This window comes from Pseudomonas sp. LS2P72, assembly GCF_054897865.1.
The window spans coordinates 749,086-766,185 of record NZ_CM142708.1 but is presented as its reverse complement, the minus strand read 5'-3'; the positions used below and the strand labels follow the sequence as shown (position 1 = coordinate 766,185).

Annotated in this window: 14 protein-coding genes and 1 pseudogene; 7 read left to right on the top strand and 8 right to left on the bottom strand. The window is 59.3% G+C overall.

The features are described 5' to 3' along the window. Positions 1 to 99: 99 nt before the first annotated feature. The 3 genes from ACYZUA_RS03425 to glnK form a co-directional block, all read right to left on the bottom strand. Positions 100 to 525: a secondary thiamine-phosphate synthase enzyme YjbQ gene (locus ACYZUA_RS03425; RefSeq protein WP_008030499.1), complete on the bottom strand. Its 426-nt coding sequence runs from the start codon at positions 523 to 525 to the stop codon at positions 100 to 102. A 215-nt stretch (positions 526 to 740) separates the two neighbouring features. Then, positions 741 to 2,078 carry an ammonium transporter gene (locus ACYZUA_RS03420; RefSeq protein WP_461962076.1) on the bottom strand — a complete coding sequence of 446 codons (1,338 nt, stop codon included), beginning with the start codon at positions 2,076 to 2,078 and terminating at the stop codon, positions 741 to 743. 35 nt (positions 2,079 to 2,113) lie between these two features. Beyond that, complete coding sequence (glnK, locus tag ACYZUA_RS03415; RefSeq protein WP_002555808.1) at positions 2,114 to 2,452, bottom strand: P-II family nitrogen regulator; 339 nt, start codon at positions 2,450 to 2,452, stop codon at positions 2,114 to 2,116. A gap of 418 nt (positions 2,453 to 2,870) precedes the next feature. Here glnK and ACYZUA_RS03410 point away from each other — a divergent pair, with 418 nt between their 5' ends. Together ACYZUA_RS03410 and ACYZUA_RS03405 are read left to right on the top strand one after the other, a co-directional pair. Continuing rightward, positions 2,871 to 3,131, top strand: a complete 261-nt coding sequence (locus ACYZUA_RS03410) for an accessory factor UbiK family protein (RefSeq protein ID WP_283182164.1) — start codon at positions 2,871 to 2,873, stop codon at positions 3,129 to 3,131. 438 nt (positions 3,132 to 3,569) lie between these two features. Further along, a pseudogene (locus tag ACYZUA_RS03405) lies at positions 3,570 to 4,091 on the top strand (BRO-N domain-containing protein). Here ACYZUA_RS03405 and ACYZUA_RS03400 read toward each other — a convergent pair. After that, positions 4,042 to 4,365 carry a HigA family addiction module antitoxin gene (locus tag ACYZUA_RS03400; protein ID WP_461962075.1) on the bottom strand — a complete coding sequence of 108 codons (324 nt, stop codon included), beginning with the start codon at positions 4,363 to 4,365 and terminating at the stop codon, positions 4,042 to 4,044. The pseudogene ACYZUA_RS03405 and the gene ACYZUA_RS03400 sit on opposite strands and share 50 nt — an antisense overlap. A 197-nt stretch (positions 4,366 to 4,562) precedes the next feature. On the opposite strand from ACYZUA_RS03400, the gene ACYZUA_RS03395 reads away from it, so the two are divergent. Then, positions 4,563 to 4,733, top strand: coding sequence for a hypothetical protein (locus ACYZUA_RS03395; protein ID WP_461962074.1), 171 nt, complete (start codon positions 4,563 to 4,565; stop codon positions 4,731 to 4,733). Between the two features lie 173 nt (positions 4,734 to 4,906). After that, on the top strand, positions 4,907 to 6,400 hold the full coding sequence (locus ACYZUA_RS03390) for a YifB family Mg chelatase-like AAA ATPase (RefSeq protein WP_461962073.1): 1,494 nt from the start codon (positions 4,907 to 4,909) through the stop codon (positions 6,398 to 6,400). Between the two features lie 6 nt (positions 6,401 to 6,406). Here ACYZUA_RS03390 and ACYZUA_RS03385 read toward each other — a convergent pair whose 3' ends face one another. From ACYZUA_RS03385 to ACYZUA_RS03375, 3 genes are all read right to left on the bottom strand, one after another. Then, positions 6,407 to 7,621, bottom strand: coding sequence for an aldose 1-epimerase family protein (locus ACYZUA_RS03385; protein ID WP_461962072.1), 1,215 nt, complete (start codon positions 7,619 to 7,621; stop codon positions 6,407 to 6,409). A gap of 111 nt (positions 7,622 to 7,732) precedes the next feature. Continuing rightward, positions 7,733 to 9,709, bottom strand: coding sequence for a methyl-accepting chemotaxis protein (locus ACYZUA_RS03380; protein ID WP_461962071.1), 1,977 nt, complete (start codon positions 9,707 to 9,709; stop codon positions 7,733 to 7,735). A gap of 183 nt (positions 9,710 to 9,892) precedes the next feature. After that, entirely contained in the window at positions 9,893 to 10,813 is a 921-nt protein-coding gene (locus tag ACYZUA_RS03375) for a LysR substrate-binding domain-containing protein (RefSeq protein ID WP_046053830.1), read from the bottom strand. Positions 10,814 to 10,990: 177 nt separating this feature from the next. Here ACYZUA_RS03375 and ACYZUA_RS03370 point away from each other — a divergent pair, with 177 nt between their 5' ends. Further along, positions 10,991 to 12,388 (top strand): NorM family multidrug efflux MATE transporter, encoded by a 1,398-nt coding sequence (locus tag ACYZUA_RS03370; protein WP_461962070.1) that lies wholly within the window; start codon positions 10,991 to 10,993, stop codon positions 12,386 to 12,388. Between the two features lie 105 nt (positions 12,389 to 12,493). Here ACYZUA_RS03370 and ACYZUA_RS03365 read toward each other — a convergent pair whose 3' ends face one another. Beyond that, positions 12,494 to 14,167 (bottom strand): putative bifunctional diguanylate cyclase/phosphodiesterase, encoded by a 1,674-nt coding sequence (locus ACYZUA_RS03365; RefSeq protein WP_461962069.1) that lies wholly within the window; start codon positions 14,165 to 14,167, stop codon positions 12,494 to 12,496. A gap of 262 nt (positions 14,168 to 14,429) precedes the next feature. Here ACYZUA_RS03365 and rep point away from each other — a divergent pair, with 262 nt between their 5' ends. After that, positions 14,430 to 16,439 (top strand): DNA helicase Rep, encoded by a 2,010-nt coding sequence (gene rep, locus ACYZUA_RS03360; protein ID WP_046045059.1) that lies wholly within the window; start codon positions 14,430 to 14,432, stop codon positions 16,437 to 16,439. Between the two features lie 56 nt (positions 16,440 to 16,495). Beyond that, entirely contained in the window at positions 16,496 to 17,068 is a 573-nt protein-coding gene (locus ACYZUA_RS03355; RefSeq protein ID WP_020799401.1) for a xanthine phosphoribosyltransferase, read from the top strand. Positions 17,069 to 17,100: the final 32 nt, after the last annotated feature.

Here is a 17,100-nt window from a genome sequence, read left to right as displayed (position 1 = left end):
CTACCTCATGACTTGCGAAAAGCAGATTAGTTATAGCCCAGCTTCGCCGTCTGTCGAAGGCCGCTGGAAAAAATTCTACAACCGCTGGCAACCAGCGGTTTATGCCTCTTCACCGTGCACGGTGGCGAGGACTTTACGGGCACCGCCAAAATCACGGTGCTCGCCCAGATAAACGCCTTGCCAGGTCCCCAGCGCCAGTCGGCCTGCCGAAATCGGCAAACTGAGCTGACAGCCAAGCACGCTGGCCTTGAAGTGCGCCGGGAGGTCGTCCAGGCCTTCGTCGTTATGCTCATAGCCGTCTGTTCCTTGTGGGATCAGACGATTGAAAAATCGTTCGAAGTCGCGACGGACCGCCGGATCGGCGTTCTCGTTGATGGTCAACGACGCCGAGGTATGCTGCAGCCACAAATGCAACAGACCGACCCGACATGCCTTGAGTTCAGGCAGGCCGGCGAGTAACTCGTCCGTTACCAGATGAAAGCCCCGGGGCCTCGCCCGCAGGGTAATCAGAGTCTGTTGCCACATACAGTTCTCCGCACGTTCGGGGCGCATTCTAGCGCGCTCTGGGAAAAAACAAAGGCCCTAATATTCCTTCAATCATGTAAGCCATTGGCCGCAGAAAAACGTCCGTCGTAAACGCCACTAAACGTGTACGAAAAAACCTTTCAGCAGTTCCTTCACTGACAAACTCCAGACAAAAAAATGCCCGGCAAGCCGGGCAAGTTTTTTTGTGCGCGTACTTACAAGTTGTAGCCGCGTTCGTTGTGAAGTGCCAGATCGATGCCGACCGCCTCTTCTTCCTCAGTGATACGCAGACCCATGACAGCGTCCAGCACCTTAAGGATGATGTAGGTGACGATCGCGGTGTAGATCACCGTGAAGCCTACGCCTTTCAGTTGAATCCAGACTTGTGCACCGATGTCGGTGACAGTGCCGAAGCCGCCCAGGGCCGGTGCAGCGAACACACCGGTCAGAATCGCGCCGAGGATACCGCCGATGCCGTGCACACCGAAGGCGTCCAGGGAATCGTCATAGCCGAGTTTGCGTTTCAGCGTGGTGGCGCAGAAGAAGCACACCACGCCGGCTGCCAGACCGATGACCAGAGCGCCCATCGGCCCCACAGTGCCAGCGGCTGGGGTGATTGCAACCAGACCGGCCACAACACCCGAAGCGATACCCAGGGCACTTGGTTTGCCGTGAGTAATCCACTCGGCGAACATCCAGCCCAGTGCAGCGGCGGCAGTTGCGATCTGGGTCACCAGCATCGCCATGCCGGCCGTGCCGTTGGCGGCTGCGGCGGAACCGGCGTTGAAGCCGAACCAGCCAACCCACAGCATGGCGGCGCCCATCAGGGTGTAACCGAGGTTGTGCGGCGCCATCGGGGTGGTCGGGAAGCCTTTACGCTTGCCCAGCACCAGGCAGGCAATCAGACCGGCCACACCGGCGTTGATATGCACCACGGTGCCGCCAGCGAAGTCCAGCACGCCCCAGTCCCACATCAGGCCGCCGTTGCCGGACCAGACCATGTGCGCAATGGGTGCATAAACCAGGGTGAACCAGATACCCATGAAGATCAGCATCGCGGAGAACTTCATCCGCTCGGCGAAGGCACCGACGATCAGCGCAGGGGTGATGATGGCGAAGGTCATCTGGAAGGTGATGAACACCGCCTCAGGGAACAGCGCCGCGGGACCGGTCAGGCTCGAGGGCGTGACACCGGCGAGGAAAGCCTTGCCCATGCCGCCGAAGAATGAGTTGAAGTTGACGACGCCCTGCTCCATGCCGGTGGTGTCGAACGCGATGCTGTAGCCATAAATGACCCACAGGATGCTGATCAGACCGGTAATGGCGAAGCACTGCATCATCACGGACAGAATGTTTTTGGAGCGAACCATGCCGCCGTAGAACAGCGCGAGGCCGGGAATGGTCATGAACAGCACGAGGGCTGTCGAGGTCATCATCCAGGCAGTGTCGCCGGAATTGAGGACTGGGGCCGCCACTTCGTCTGCCGCCATGGCCAGGCTGGGTATTACGAGGGACAACAGGGCTCCTAGCCCTGCGAATTTACGCAGAGTCATATTGTTTTCTCCTGGGGCGTTGGGTTTGTGGCGGCTTAGATTGCGTCGGTATCGGTTTCGCCGGTACGGATGCGAATCGCCTGTTCCAGATTGACCACGAAGATCTTGCCGTCCCCGATCTTGCCGGTGTTGGCAGCCTTGGTTATCGCCTCGATAACCCGGTCAAGATCCTTGTCGTCAATGGCGACATCAATCTTCACCTTTGGCAGGAAATCGACCACGTATTCCGCGCCGCGGTACAGCTCGGTGTGACCCTTCTGCCGACCGAAGCCTTTGACTTCAGTAACGGTAATGCCCTGCACGCCGATCTCGGACAGCGACTCGCGTACGTCGTCCAGTTTGAACGGCTTGATGATGGCAGTGACTAGCTTCATGAAAACTCTCTCCCGAATTGGTGGACTTGCCCCAGGAAAACAAACCCGACTCAAGTCTAAGCGCAGTGCCTGGCTTTGTAACGCATCGTCGGCCTTACCTGCCCGTCCGACGCCTGCTAACCACTCCGCACGAAACACTTCCCCCGTTCCGCTTGGCGCACTGCATTCGTCACAGCGACTGCATCAGTGCATGGGTCACTACCGACTAAGCAGAAAGCTTGCCATCTCGCCAAAACCCACTGATTTCAAGCCTTTGGCCGCTGCTGCAAGCGGCTTCGCGCACATGGCCCGACGGATACGCACAACAACAGTGCGCAGCCGTCCGTCCCCATGCGCGAAAAGCGTGCACCCCTGACGGCGAGATTGACTATAGACGCTGCGTGATACACTGCCCGCCATTGTTGACAGGACATTTCCCATGCTCGCGCCCAAAGACTTCCTCGACGCCCTGAGCGGCACCGCCTCCCGCCTCTTCAGCGGCGACACCCCACTGCCGAAAAGCGAAATCGAAAGCCAGTTCAAGGCGCTGTTGCAGAGCGGCTTCAGCAAGCTGGATCTGGTGAGCCGGGAAGAGTTTGATAGCCAGATGGTCGTGCTTGCACGGACCCGTGCACGGCTGGAGAGTCTTGAAGCGAAAGTGGCGGAGCTTGAAGCGAAGCTGAATCCACCAGTCGAGTAACACCGCAGATCCCACGGTGAAACCCAATCCACTGTGGGAGCGAGCCTGCTCGCGATAAGGTCGGAACGACCTTCAGATTCAACCGTAGGAGCTGCCGAAGGCTGCGATCTTTTGATCTTTAAGCGCTCAAAAATCCAGGCACCTTCCTACAACAAAACCACCGCCGTCCGATTGCGTCGTAAGGCCGCGATTCCCAAGCTCACCTTCTGCTGAATGTTCAGCACTGGGTTTGGCGACCCGGATAGCATCTAAACGCATCGCGACCACGTTCGAACCAGGGAATTATCCCCATCTCGAATTATGGCGGCTATGCGTGGGAGACCTTCGGGTCTGCCGGTTTCCGGATGCACCGGTTCGCCAACCCGCGTATAGCTGCCACCCTTTTCGTTTGGCGACGATCAGAGGCAGTTTCCTTCATTCGCATCCGGGAGCTGCACCATGGAAGAAAACTATCTAATCCCTCACGTCTTCATCCGCCACAAACTCCACCTTCACGCGCTTTTGATCGAAAACCAGCCTTGGTTCAGCGCCCGAGACTTAGGCCGTCTGCTTCGTCTTTTCCTCGACGAACGCGCCGTCCGCAAACTCGATCCCGATCAACATCAATCCGCGCGAGTCGTCATCCACGGCACCATCGAAAACACCCTGCTGATCAGCGAGTCCGGCGCCTACGCCCTACTCGTCTACCACTAATGCCCCGAATACCGGGCGCTGCGCGAATGGCTAACCCACGACGTCGTCCCCGCCCTCAGAGACGCCCAACAACCCACCTCAACCGAACGCCCGATTCTGAGCCTGCTGAGCTGGCCTGAGATGTCACTGAGCCTGTTGCACTGGAATAATCAACCGTGGATTCGGTTGCAGGATGTTCCGCACATGCTTGCGGATGGTGAACGGACGCAACGTACGGTCAATGCGCCTTGGTGGAAGCGTGCTTCGCGGATGTTGCAATCGCTTTAGTGGCCAAAGCGCGACCACGCTCGATTTCGGCTTTATGCAGATCGTAAGTCAACTGCAGGTTCAGCCAGAACTCGGGCGTGGTGTTCAGGTGGATGGATAGCTTCTTCGCCAGACTTGCACTGACACCGACCTGCTGACTCACAACATCGCCTATTACCGCCTCTGGCTCGTTCAGCAATCGAGCCAAAGCCTCGGTTGCAGTATCCAGCGGCTTCAAAAACTCTTCGCTGAGAATTTCACCAGGATGAATCGGGCGCATTCCATTCCTTTTCATTCGCGTCTCCTATGGATGTTTCAGCGAGATCATAAGTAGCAACCTTCCTATCGCAAGACCATCCACGCTCTTTCACCGTCGTCCTTCAACTTTTTAGGCACGGTCCTACAAAAAGCAGCTCTCCAGCCTGATTTAATAGTTCGCACCCGTTCCTCTACGCTTTTCGCCAAACAAACATCCAATCCCAGGAGCTGCACATGAGCCCAAAAAAGCGAAAGGCGAAGCTGTTACAAATTGCCGAGTTTCACGCCGAAGCACGTCGCTTGGCTGGAAGTTTATCGGCCAATCAACGACGCTTTATTGAAGTCGCCATCGCGCATGGCAAAGAACTTGAGCCAGGCGGTTGGTTGGCCGGTGGACGAAGCTGAATTTTTTTTGAGAAAGAAACTGTGTATTGGCGGTTTTTTACCTCGCCGATGCCTTGTTCGTACGTAACATCCCGCGAAGGTTTGCCCGCGCAACCACCCCACCAATTCTCTCTCCCCGTCTACCCTTAAAAAACCCGCAGGAAGCGGCCCCTCGTTTAGCTCAAGGAACGACCATGTCCCTCTCCATCGTCCACAGCCGCGCCCAGATTGGCGTGGATGCGCCCGCTGTCACCGTCGAAGTCCATCTGGCCAACGGCTTGCCATCGTTGACGATGGTCGGTTTGCCCGAAGCGGCGGTGAAGGAAAGCAAGGACCGGGTACGCAGCGCGATCATCAATTCAGGCCTGCAATTTCCGGCGCGGCGCATCACGCTGAATCTCGCGCCTGCGGACTTACCTAAGGATGGCGGACGGTTTGATCTGGCGATTGCCCTGGGGATTCTGTCCGCCAGTGTTCAGGTGCCGACGTTGACGCTGGATGACATTGAATGCCTGGGAGAGTTGGCGCTGTCAGGCGCGGTACGTGCCGTGAGAGGTGTGTTGCCCGCTGCGCTGGCCGCACGCAAGGCCGGGCGCTCGCTGATGGTGCCGCGGGCGAATGCTGAGGAAGCGTGCCTGGCGTCGGGGCTGAAGGTGTTTGCCGTGGATCACCTGCTGGAAGCCGTTGCGCACTTCAATGGACATACGCCGGTCGAACCCTACGTTTCCAACGGGTTGCTCTACGCCAGCAAACCCTATCCGGACCTGAATGAAGTCCAGGGACAACTGTCGGCCAAACGCGCATTGCTGATTGCGGCGGCGGGCGCTCATAACCTTCTGTTCAGCGGACCACCCGGGACCGGGAAAACGCTGTTGGCGAGTCGTTTGCCGGGGCTGCTTCCTCCTTTGGCCGAAAACGAGGCGCTGGAAGTCGCAGCCATTCAATCCGTCACCAGTTGCGTGCCCTTGAGCCACTGGCCGCAAAGACCATTCCGCCAGCCCCATCACTCGGCCTCCGGCCCGGCGTTGGTGGGCGGTGGTTCAAAGCCGCAACCCGGTGAAATCACCCTCGCCCACCATGGCGTTCTGTTCCTTGATGAACTCCCGGAATTCGATCGCAAGGTGTTGGAAGTCTTAAGGGAGCCCCTGGAATCCGGTCACATCGTGATTTCCCGCGCCAAGGATCGCGTGAGATTTCCGGCTCGCTTTCAATTAGTGGCGGCGATGAACCCGTGCCCCTGTGGGTATCTTGGCGAACCCAGCGGCAAATGCAGTTGTACACCTGACATGGTCCAACGCTACCGCAACAAGCTGTCGGGACCGCTGCTGGATCGGATCGACCTGCACCTGACCGTCGCGCGGGAAGCCACGGCTTTGAATCCTACGCTCAAACCCGGTGATGACACCGCCACTGCTGCCGTGCTGGTTGCCAACGCCCGGGAGCGGCAACATAAACGCCAAGGCTGCGCGAACGCTTTCCTTGATCTACCGGGCCTGCGCCAACACTGCAAGTTATCCACAACCGACGAAACCTGGCTGGAAACAGCGTGTGAACGACTGACCTTGTCGCTAAGGTCAGCCCATCGACTGCTCAAAGTGGCGCGCACCCTGGCGGACCTTGAGCAAGTCGATGGCATCACCCGCGAGCACTTGGCCGAAGCGCTGCAATATCGGCCGAGCACAAATTAGCGGGGATTATTCCTTGGTGAGATCCACCAACGGCGCCTGCCGCACTTCAGTCTCCCGCCCACCCTGAATCTCGTTCACCTGCTTCAACGCGTTATCCACAGCCCCCTTGTCCGCCAGCAAGCTGTAGCTGATCTGGAACTGCTTCTGCTCCTTGGCCGCAATCGTCGGCACCAGATTCAGTGGCCGCTGATACCGGCGGTTGTAGGAAAAGCTCGTTCCTGGCTCGAGACCTGTGACATAGCCCTGCCCTTGGGTGTCGGTGTTTTTCCACAGAGAGAACACCGGCAACTGTTGAGTATTGAAACCCACCGAAACCCCGAGGCTGCCTGCCTTGTTATGCAGCACCGTCAGCGTATCGCCCTTGGCGTCGGCATACGGCACGACGTTGTAAACCGTCTCGTCGTAGTCCTTGGTCGGCGCACGGTAGGTTTGCCAGTCCGGCAGATCGCCCTTGGCCTTGTCGTTGAACGGCGAGACTTGTTTCACCGGTGCAACAAAGCGTGCGCCCTGCTCCAGGAATGGGGTGCTGAAATTGCTGTGGTACAGCGCCTGGTATTCCTTCGGATAATCGCCGTTGTTGGTGAGGGTGTCGTTGAGGGCGAACGCTACACTACCGGGTTCGGTAACCAGTTCGGTCAGCACCGAGAAGTCCACTTTCTTGAACGCCTGCTCTTTCAGCTCGCCGCGCAGGGTGATGGCGTACGGCGGTTTTTCATCGATGTGCAGGGTGACTTTGTTCGCAGGGATGTTAGCGGCGCGGCCGTGCAGGGTCAGCAATTCACCATTGTCCATGCCGGGGTGGCCGACCCATTCGTAGCCACAGCGGGTGACCAGTTCATTGAAACCTTCCAGCCAGCCCAGCCCGCCGCGACCGTTGAGTTCGATGAAGGACGGATTGACCACGTCCTTGACCGGCGAATCCCAACCCATACGCACATTGCCGACCGACGCCTGCAGGACGTTCATCCCGCGGGTCGGCACCACCGAGAGTTTCATGTTGCCGTTATCGATGTCGACGATGCTGACGCCCTCCTGCCGGCCACCGTGCAAGGTGCGCAGGGTGACCGAGAAGGGTTTGTCGGTTTTGATGCCGAGCTGTTGACTAGTGATCTGCCAGTTCTGGGCCGCTTTGTCGGTGTCGAGCAACACGTAATCCCAGGCCATGGCGTGGGAGGTAGCCGACAGCGCGCCGAGAGCGATGATGAGTTTGAGCGGAGTCATGACAGGAGCCTTTCTTGGAGTTGTGTCGTTTTTATAGTCTTGCTGAAACGATTCATCAAGCTTAAAAACGACACAACCCAGCTCATGGCAGAGAAAGAATGCGGCGGCGCCTCAACGAAACCGGTCAACCTCATGCCGCAAGTCCGCCGCGAGCTTCTCCAACTCTTTGGCGGTGATTGCCAGATTGGACACCACTTCACGCTGCTCACTGTTCGCCAGAGCAATGCTTTGCAGGTTGCTGCTGAGCAAGGTGGCGGTACTGCTCTGTTCTTGAGTGGCGGTGGTAATCGCCGCGAATTGCTGACCGGCAGAACGGCTTTGCTCATCGATCCGTGCCAGGGCACTGGCGACGTTGGCGTTGCGCGACAGGCCTTCCTGCATCAACAGATTGCCCTGTTCCATGGTGCTGATGGCGTTACCGGTTTCCAGCTGAATGCTCTGGATCATCCCGGAAATCTCGTCCGTCGCCTGGCGAGTACGTGACGCCAGGTTGCGAACTTCATCGGCCACGACCGCAAAACCACGACCCTGCTCACCGGCACGAGCGGCTTCGATGGCGGCGTTGAGCGCCAGCAGGTTGGTTTGATCGGCAATCGAGGTAATCACACCGACAATGCCGCCGATTTCCTGGGAGCGCTGACCCAAGGTATTGATCACCGTCGCCGTGCTGTTCAGCGCGCCAGCGATTTGTTCCAGGGACGAGGACGCTTCGTCCATCGACGTACGACCGATCTGGGTTTGCTGTGCGTTTTCCTGGGCCAGACGCTGAGTGCTGCCCATGTTGTCGGCAATGTTCAGGGACGTTGCGCTGAACTCTTCCACGGCGCCGGCCATGCTGGTGATTTCGCCCGACTGCTGCTCCATCCCTTCATAGGCGCCACCAGAAAGACCGGACAAGGCCTGGGCGCGGCTGTTGACCTCTTGCGAGGCCTTGCGGATGTGCTCGACCATGGTCGACAGCGCCTGGCTCATCTGGTTGAACGCGCGGGCTAGCTGACCGATTTCGTCATTGCTCGATACGTTCAGCCGCACGCTCAAATCACCGGCGCCCAAGGCTTCCGCCTGACGCACCAGATCACCCAGAGGCGCGAGTTTGCTGCGCAGCAACCAGACCGCCGCCCCGACAGCGATCAACATCGCCAGCAGACTGCCAATCGCCAATTGAATGCCGACACTCCAGGTCACGGCACGGATTTCGGTTTTCGGCATGCTCGCCACGACCGACCATGGGCCGCCTTCAAACGGTACGGCAATGCTGTAGAAATCTTCTGACTTGTCGCTCCAGAACTCGCCCTTGCCCGGTGTCTTCGCCAGGCCAACGATGGTCGGAGCCGCCTGATCCAGCGCTTGTACGCCCGCGATCGGCACCAGCCATTTGCCCTGCTCATCCAGCAGCGCCAGGGAACCGGTCTGGCCGATACGGAAGCGCTTGAGGTTGGCGAACTGCGCGTTCTGCGCGTCGGTGTAGTCGAATCCTACGTACAACACGGCAATGACCTTACCGCTGCTGTCGCGTACGGGGGTGTACTGCGACATGTAGAAGCGCTCGAAAAGCAGGGCTCGACCCACGTAGTTCTGCCCAGCCATCAAGCGGGCGTAAGCCGGGTTCGCGTGATCAAGCAAGGTGCCTATGGCACGGCTGCCGTCTTGTTTGCTGACGTTCGTGCTGACCCGGATGAACTCATCACCGCTACGCACGAATACCGTCGCAACGCCGGCGGTCATTTGCTTGAACTCGTCCACTTCCTTGAAATTGTTGTTCAGCACTTCGCTGCCCAGGTGCAGGCCCGGGGTCTGAGTGCCCGCCACGGCCACCGGTTGGTCCGGGTGCACGCTCAACCCGGCGCTGAAGCGTTTTTCGAACAAACCGGCCAAGCGCTGGGTGCTTTCACGCAACGTGCCGTGAAAGGTACTCAACTGATCGGCCAGCAACCGGGCTTCACTGGCCAGATGCTCTTCGCGGGTGGCAAGGTTGGCGGTGTCCAGTGAACGCAGGGCGAACACGGTACTGCCGCTGATGACAATCGCCAGTATCACGGCAAGCGCAAGACCAAGCTGTGAGGCGATCCGGGCACGAGGTTGAGACATGACAGCTCCTGGCCGAGCGACCGGATCCTCCTTGATCTGGCTGCACACTCAGCAAAATTCTAATAATGGGAATTGCGTCGAACCTGCACGAAGGTTCCACCTGCATTCTCGGCGGGAAATCTGAATACTTGAGTAATTAGACCGGGAATGGCACAAGGCCGCCATTACGACGGCTCTATCGATTCAGCCCAAGTGTTGAACGTCGGGCAATTCCATTGCGCGGGCCTCGCCTTGCAGGAAGTCGCTGAGCCTGCGCAAACGTTCACCACCGGGGCGAGTTTTCGGCCAGACCAGGTAATACTTCTCACCGCTGGCGACGGCCGTCGGCCACGGCAAGCTCAAACGTCCCTGAGCCACATCTTCCGCCACCATCAGCAGATCGCCCATGGACACGCCATAACCTCGGGCGGCGGCGATCATGCCCAGTTCCAGCGTGTCGAACACCTGCCCGCCCTTCAGCGACACCTGATCCGCCAGCCCCATCCGTTCCAGCCAACTGCGCCAGTCGCGACGATCCGGCGTGGGGTGCAGCAGTTCGGCATTGGCCAGCCGGGCGACATCCCACGGTTGATCCTGCAGAAGATTCGGCGCGCCGACTGGAATCAGCTCTTCCGGGAACAGGAAACTCGCCTCCCAGTCCGGCGGAAAATGCCCGTTGCTGAGGATGACGGCGCAGTCGAACGGTTCATGGTTGAAGTCCACCGAGTCGACGTCCATCCAGGCGCTGGTCAATTGCACTTCGTTGCCCGGTTGCAGGTGCCGAAAGCGGCTGAGCCGTGCCAGCAGCCAACGCATGGTCAGGGTCGACGGTGCTTTCATGCGCAGGATGTCATCTTCGGCACGTAGGGTATTGCAGGCCCGCTCCAGGGCGGTGAAGCCTTCGCGAATGCCGGGCAGGATCAACCGCGCCGACTCGGTCAGTTGCAGATTGCGCCCACTGCGGTGAAACAGCCGACAGGCAAAATGCTCTTCGAGCGTACGAATGTGCCGGCTGACCGCGCTTTGGGTGATCGATAATTCTTCGGCCGCACGGGTAAACGAACTGTGCCGCGCCGCCGCTTCGAATGCGCGCAGGGCATACAAGGGAGGAAGACGACGGGACATTCGGAAAGCTCCTATAGCGGGATTCGGCCACCCTAGCAGAAACTCTCCAGCATGAGTTTGAATCATGCAACCCATCCTTTTTATCCCTTTGTGCAAACCCCGTAGAGCGCCGAGAATCGACGCTTTCCTGTCCCTCTTTAACTTTCCTTTTCTCTTTAAGAGCGGAGCGTGATGACCATGCAGCATCCAGCACGTACCGAACTCTGGGCCATCCTGCGGCTGGCGGGGCCGTTGATTGCCTCGCAGTTGGCGCACATGCTGATGGTCCTCACCGACACCTTGATGATGGCGCGCCTGAGTCCCGAAGCGCTGGCCGGTGGCGGCCTGGGCGCAGCGACATACTCGTTCGTGTCGATCTTCTGCATTGGCGTGATCGCCGCGGTCGGCACCCTCGTGGCGATTCGTCAGGGTGCCGGCGACATCGTCGGCGCCACCAGGCTGACCCAGGCCGGGTTATGGCTGGCGTGGTTGATGGCGTTGGTGGCCGGGCTGCTGCTATGGAACCTCAAACCGGTGTTGCTGCTGTTCGGCCAGACCGAAACCAACGTCCACGCAGCCGGGCAGTTCCTGCTGATCCTGCCGTTCGCCCTGCCCGGCTACCTGAGCTTCATGGCCCTGCGCGGCTTCACCAGCGCCATTGGCCGGGCGACGCCAGTGATGGTCATCAGCCTCGGCGGCACCGTGGCTAACTTCCTGCTCAATTACGCATTGATTACCGGCATGTTCGGTCTGCCAAAACTGGGGTTGATGGGCATCGGGCTGGTTACCGCTGTTGTCGCCAACTGCATGGCGCTGGCGCTGGCCTGGCACATCCGTCGGCATCCGGCCTACGACGCTTATCCCTTGCGTCAGGGCCTGTCGCGACCTAACCGTCAATACCTCAAGGAACTGTGGCGCCTGGGCCTGCCGATTGGCGGCACCTACGCGGTGGAAGTCGGACTGTTTGCATTCGCCGCGCTGTGCATGGGCACCATGGGCAGTACGCAAATGGGCGCACACCAGATCGCCCTGCAAATCGTCTCGGTGGCGTTCATGGTTCCGGCGGGGATTTCCTATGCGATCACCATGCGCATCGGGCAGCACTACGGCGCCGGGCAGCTGCTGAATGCACGGCTGGCCGGACGGGTCGGCATCGCTTTTGGCGCGGCGGCGATGCTTGCCTTCGCCATGGTCTTCTGGTTGCTGCCGAATCAGTTGATCGGTTTGTTCCTGGACCACAACGACCCGGCGTTTCGCGACGTCATCAACCTGGCCGTGAGCCTGTTGGCGGTCGCCGCGTGGTTCGAGCTGTTCGACGGCACGCAAACCATCGCCATGGGTTGCATTCGCGGGCTCAAGGATGCCAAGACCACGTTCCTGGTGGGTTTGGGCTGCTATTGGCTGATTGGCGCGCCAGCCGCCTGGTGGATGGCCTTCCATTTGAATTGGGGGCCGACGGGTGTCTGGTGGGGATTGGCGCTGGGGCTGGCGTGCGCCGCGGTGAGTTTGACGTGGGCGTTTGAGTGGAAGATGAAAAAGATGATTCGTCAGGAACCGTCGTCAGGGGCAAGTTTCCAAATCGCTCAGCCAGACTGAGATCCCTGTAGGAGCATGGCTTGCCCGCGATGAACGATAACGCGGTGTGCCTGCAAGACCGTGTCGCCTGCATCGCGGGCAAGCCTTGCTCCTACAGGATCGGCGTTAACTCACGACTTCCAGTGATGGCTGCTGACTGCTGCCAAAGGTCAGGTACTCAACCAACTCCGCCAACGGCAACGGCTTGCTGATCAAATACCCTTGCACCTGATCGCAGCCAAACCCGCGCAACAGATCCAGTTGCTCCGGCGTTTCTACGCCTTCGGCGACCACTTCAAGATTGAGGTTGTGCGCCAGATTGATCATCGCGTGGACCAGTTTGCGATTCTCTTCGCGCTGTTCCATGCCGCCGACAAAGCTCTTGTCGATCTTCAGCAAGGTAATCGGCAGGCTGTTGAGGTGCACAAACGAAGAGAAACCGGTGCCGAAGTCGTCGAGGGAGAAGCGCACACCCAAACGCCCCAACGCATCCATGGTCTGTTTCACCAGATCGCTGCGGCGCATCACCGCGGTTTCAGTCAGTTCGAATTCCAGCCATTGAGCCTCGACGCCACGCTCGGCAATCAGCCGACTTAGCGTCGAGAGTAACTGACTGTCCTGAAACTGCCGGAACGACAGGTTGATTGCCATGTGCAACGCCGGCAAACCCCGTTCGCGCAACGCTTGCATGTCACGCAGGGCGCGGGAAATCACCCAGTAACCAAGCGGCACAATCAAGCCGCTTTGCTCGGCCAGCGGCACGAATTCGCTGGGTGGCAGCAAGCCGCGCTCGCCATGACGCCACCGCACCAAGGCTTCGAGGCCGACAATCTGCCCATCCTCGAGGTTCAAGCGTGGCTGGTAATGCAGTTCCAGTTCATCCCGGCGCAACGCCCGGCGCAGCTCGCTTTCGAGGTCGGCCATGCTGCGGGCATTGCGATTGATGCGTTCGTTGAAGATGTGAAAAGTGCAGCCTTGAGTGCTTTTGGCCTGCTGCATGGCGATGTGTGCGTGCCACATCAGCGGGTCGGCGCCGGCCTGGGCCCGGGCGTGGGCGATGCCCAGGCTGGAACCGATCAACAGGCTTTCGCCGTCGACCCAGTAAGGCTCGGCCAGCGCTTCGGTGATCCGTTCGGCCATCCATTCGGCGCGCTGAGGCGCGCGGCGGGTGTCGATCAGCAGGGCGAACTCATCACTGCCCAGTCGGGCCAACTGATCGCTGGCCTCGAGCTGGCTCTTCAGCCGCGCGACCACTTGCAGGATCAACCGGTCACCGGCCTGGTGGCCAAGGGCATCGTTGGCGTGACGGAAGTTGTCGAGGTCGAGATGACCGAGGGCTAGCCCGCGGCCGTCGTTTTCCGCCAGGCGCGCCGCCAGCAAGGTCTGGAAACCCTGGCGGTTGGCGATGCCGGTGAGCGGGTCTTGCTCGGCCAAGCGCTGTAAGGTGTTTTCCAGCACCCCACGCTCGCGCACATGCCGCAGGCACCGGCGCAACATGCCGGGATCAAGGTGATCGCGTACCAACCAGTCGCTCACCCCATCGGGCGGCAGCAGTGGTTCGTGCTCAAGCAGCAATACCGTCGGCAGGCTGCAACGGCCAGGTAGAGGTTGAAGCGCTGGAATCGTCAACAACACCGCACCGCGGTTGTCATCGAACAGACTGCTGACCGACTCCCAGCTCGGCGCGCTGATCAGCACGGTCGAGCTCCCCATCGGAGCCAGACACTCGCGCAACAACGCTGCCCACGCTGGCTCTTCGGCCAGTAGCAGCAAACGCAAGGGTTCGACAGGCGTAGACAAGCTAGCTCCCTAGACTCTGCAAAGATGTAGGCGGCGGCATTATGCAGCGCCGATAACCAATGACCAAATGACACCAGTTAACGAACGCGGCTTTGTATCCGGAATTACGAACATTAGACGCAAACTCACCGCGCATCCTGCGTGAAAGTATCAAAACCGGCAAATATAGATAGCGTGCTGCGTCACAAGTCGGAGAGAGCAGCACAATTCGCTGAGCCTGTTAAAATGCCGGCCCATTTCGCAAACGACTCCCTGATTTCGTATGTCCCGACTCAATCCCCGGCAGCAAGAAGCCGTGAACTACGTCGGCGGCCCTCTATTGGTGCTCGCCGGTGCTGGCTCCGGCAAGACCAGCGTGATCACGCGCAAGATCGCCCACTTGATCCAGAACTGCGGCATTCGCGCCCAGTACATCGTCGCCATGACCTTTACCAACAAGGCCGCGCGCGAGATGAAGGAACGGGTCGGCACCCTGCTCAAGGGCGGCGAAGGCCGCGGCCTGACCGTCTGCACCTTCCACAATCTGGGCCTGAACATCATCCGCAAGGAACACGTGCGACTGGGCTACAAGCCAGGTTTCTCGATCTTCGACGAGACCGATGTCAAAGCCTTGATGACCGACATCATGCAGAAGGAATATTCGGGCGACGACGGCGTCGACGAGATCAAGAACATGATCGGCTCGTGGAAAAACGACCTGATCCTGCCGCCCGAAGCCCTGGAAAACGCGCGCAACCCCAAGGAACAGACCGCCGCCATCGTCTACACCCACTATCAGCGCACGCTAAAGGCGTTCAACGCGGTGGACTTCGACGACCTGATCCTGTTGCCGGTGAAGCTGTTCCAGGAACACGCCGACATCCTCGAAAAATGGCAGAACAAAGTCCGCTACCTGCTGGTGGACGAATACCAGGACACCAACGCCAGCCAGTATTTGCTGGTGAAGCTGCTCATTGGCATACGCAACCAGTTCACCGTGGTCGGCGACGACGACCAGTCGATCTATGCCTGGCGCGGCGCCCGCCCAGAAAACCTGATGCTGCTCAAGGACGATTACCCGTCGCTGAAAGTGGTGATGCTGGAGCAAAACTATCGCTCCACCAGCCGCATCCTGCGATGCGCCAACGTGCTGATCTCGAACAACCCGCACGAATTCGAAAAGCAGCTGTGGAGCGAGATGGGCCACGGCGATGAAATCCGCGTGATCCGCTGTCGCAACGAAGACGCCGAAGCCGAGCGCGTGGCCGTGGAACTGCTGACCCTGCACTTGCGCACGGATCGGCCTTACAGCGATTTCGCGATTCTGTACCGCGGTAACTACCAGGCCAAGCTGATCGAGCTAAAGCTGCAACACCACCAGATTCCGTATCGCCTGTCCGGCGGCAACAGCTTTTTCGGACGTCAGGAAGTGAAAGACCTGATGGCCTACTTCCGCCTGATCGTGAACCCGGACGACGACAACGCCTTCCTGCGAGTGATCAACGTCCCACGCCGGGAGATCGGTTCGACCACGCTGGAAAAGCTTGGCAACTACGCCACCGAACGCAAAATCTCGATGTACGCCGCCACCGACGAAATCGGCCTGGGCGAACATCTGGATGCGCGCTTTACCGATCGACTGTCGCGCTTCAAGCGCTTCATGGACAAGGTCCGCGAGCAGTGCGCCGGCGAAGACCCGATCTCGGCGCTGCGCAGCATGGTCATGGACATCGACTACGAGAACTGGCTGCGCACCAACAGCTCCAGCGACAAGGCCGCTGATTACCGCATGGGTAACGTCTGGTTCTTGATCGAGGCGTTGAAGAACACCCTCGAAAAAGACGAAGAAGGCGAGATGACCGTCGAAGACGCCATCGGCAAACTCGTCCTGCGCGACATGCTGGAGCGCCAGCAGGAAGAGGAAGACGGTGCCGAAGGTGTGCAGATGATGACCCTGCACGCCTCCAAGGGCCTGGAATTTCCTTACGTGTTCATCATGGGCATGGAAGAGGAAATCCTCCCGCACCGTTCCAGCATCGAAGCCGACACCATCGAAGAAGAACGTCGCTTGGCCTACGTCGGAATTACCCGCGCGCGTCAGACGCTGGCCTTCACCTTCGCCGCCAAGCGTAAGCAATACGGCGAGATCATCGACTGCGCACCGAGCCGCTTCCTCGATGAACTGCCGCCGGACGACCTGGCCTGGGAAGGCACCGACGACACACCCGTTGAAGTCAAAGCTGTTCGCGGCAATACCGCATTGGCGGACATACGCGCGATGTTAAAGCGCTAGAATCGACTACTTTTTAACCAGCCTTAGACGCATAGCCGTCCTTAGAGGAACGCTTCATGGAAGCACTGCACAAGAAAATTCGCGAAGAAGGCATCGTGCTTTCCGATCAGGTCCTGAAAGTCGACGCCTTTCTGAACCACCAGATCGACCCGGCCCTGATGAAGCTGATCGGCGACGAATTCGCCACGCTGTTCAAGGATTCGGGCATCACCAAGATCGTCACCATCGAAGCCTCGGGCATTGCTCCGGCGATCATGACCGGTCTGAACCTCGGCGTGCCGGTGATTTTTGCACGCAAGCATCAGTCCCTGACCCTGACCGAAAACCTGCTGTCGGCGACCGTTTACTCGTTCACCAAGCAGACCGAAAGCACCGTGGCGATCTCCCCGCGCCACCTGACCAGCAGCGACCGCGTGCTGATCATCGATGACTTTTTGGCCAACGGTAAGGCGTCGCAAGCGCTGATCTCGATCATCAAACAGGCCGGCGCTACCGTCGCGGGTCTGGGTATCGTGATCGAGAAGTCGTTCCAGGGCGGCCGTGCGGAACTGGATGCTCAGGGTTATCGCGTTGAATCGTTGGCTCGCGTGCAGTCGCTGGCTGGCGGCGTTGTGACCTTCATCGAATAACGCCCCACCACCGAACCTGTAGGAGCTGAGCT

Coding starts and splice junctions, on each gene's coding strand:
- ACYZUA_RS03395 (WP_461962074.1), top strand. CDS start 4,563: ATGAGCCCAAAAAAGCGAAAGGCGAAGCTGTTACAAATTGCCGAGTTT.
- ACYZUA_RS03420 (WP_461962076.1), bottom strand. CDS start 2,078: ATGACTCTGCGTAAATTCGCAGGGCTAGGAGCCCTGTTGTCCCTCGTA.
- ACYZUA_RS03390 (WP_461962073.1), top strand. CDS start 4,907: ATGTCCCTCTCCATCGTCCACAGCCGCGCCCAGATTGGCGTGGATGCG.
- ACYZUA_RS03410 (WP_283182164.1), top strand. CDS start 2,871: ATGCTCGCGCCCAAAGACTTCCTCGACGCCCTGAGCGGCACCGCCTCC.
- ACYZUA_RS03380 (WP_461962071.1), bottom strand. CDS start 9,709: ATGTCTCAACCTCGTGCCCGGATCGCCTCACAGCTTGGTCTTGCGCTT.
- ACYZUA_RS03425 (WP_008030499.1), bottom strand. CDS start 525: ATGTGGCAACAGACTCTGATTACCCTGCGGGCGAGGCCCCGGGGCTTT.
- ACYZUA_RS03370 (WP_461962070.1), top strand. CDS start 10,991: ATGCAGCATCCAGCACGTACCGAACTCTGGGCCATCCTGCGGCTGGCG.
- ACYZUA_RS03375 (WP_046053830.1), bottom strand. CDS start 10,813: ATGTCCCGTCGTCTTCCTCCCTTGTATGCCCTGCGCGCATTCGAAGCG.
- ACYZUA_RS03400 (WP_461962075.1), bottom strand. CDS start 4,365: ATGAAAAGGAATGGAATGCGCCCGATTCATCCTGGTGAAATTCTCAGC.
- glnK (WP_002555808.1), bottom strand. CDS start 2,452: ATGAAGCTAGTCACTGCCATCATCAAGCCGTTCAAACTGGACGACGTA.
- ACYZUA_RS03355 (WP_020799401.1), top strand. CDS start 16,496: ATGGAAGCACTGCACAAGAAAATTCGCGAAGAAGGCATCGTGCTTTCC.
- rep (WP_046045059.1), top strand. CDS start 14,430: ATGTCCCGACTCAATCCCCGGCAGCAAGAAGCCGTGAACTACGTCGGC.
- ACYZUA_RS03385 (WP_461962072.1), bottom strand. CDS start 7,621: ATGACTCCGCTCAAACTCATCATCGCTCTCGGCGCGCTGTCGGCTACC.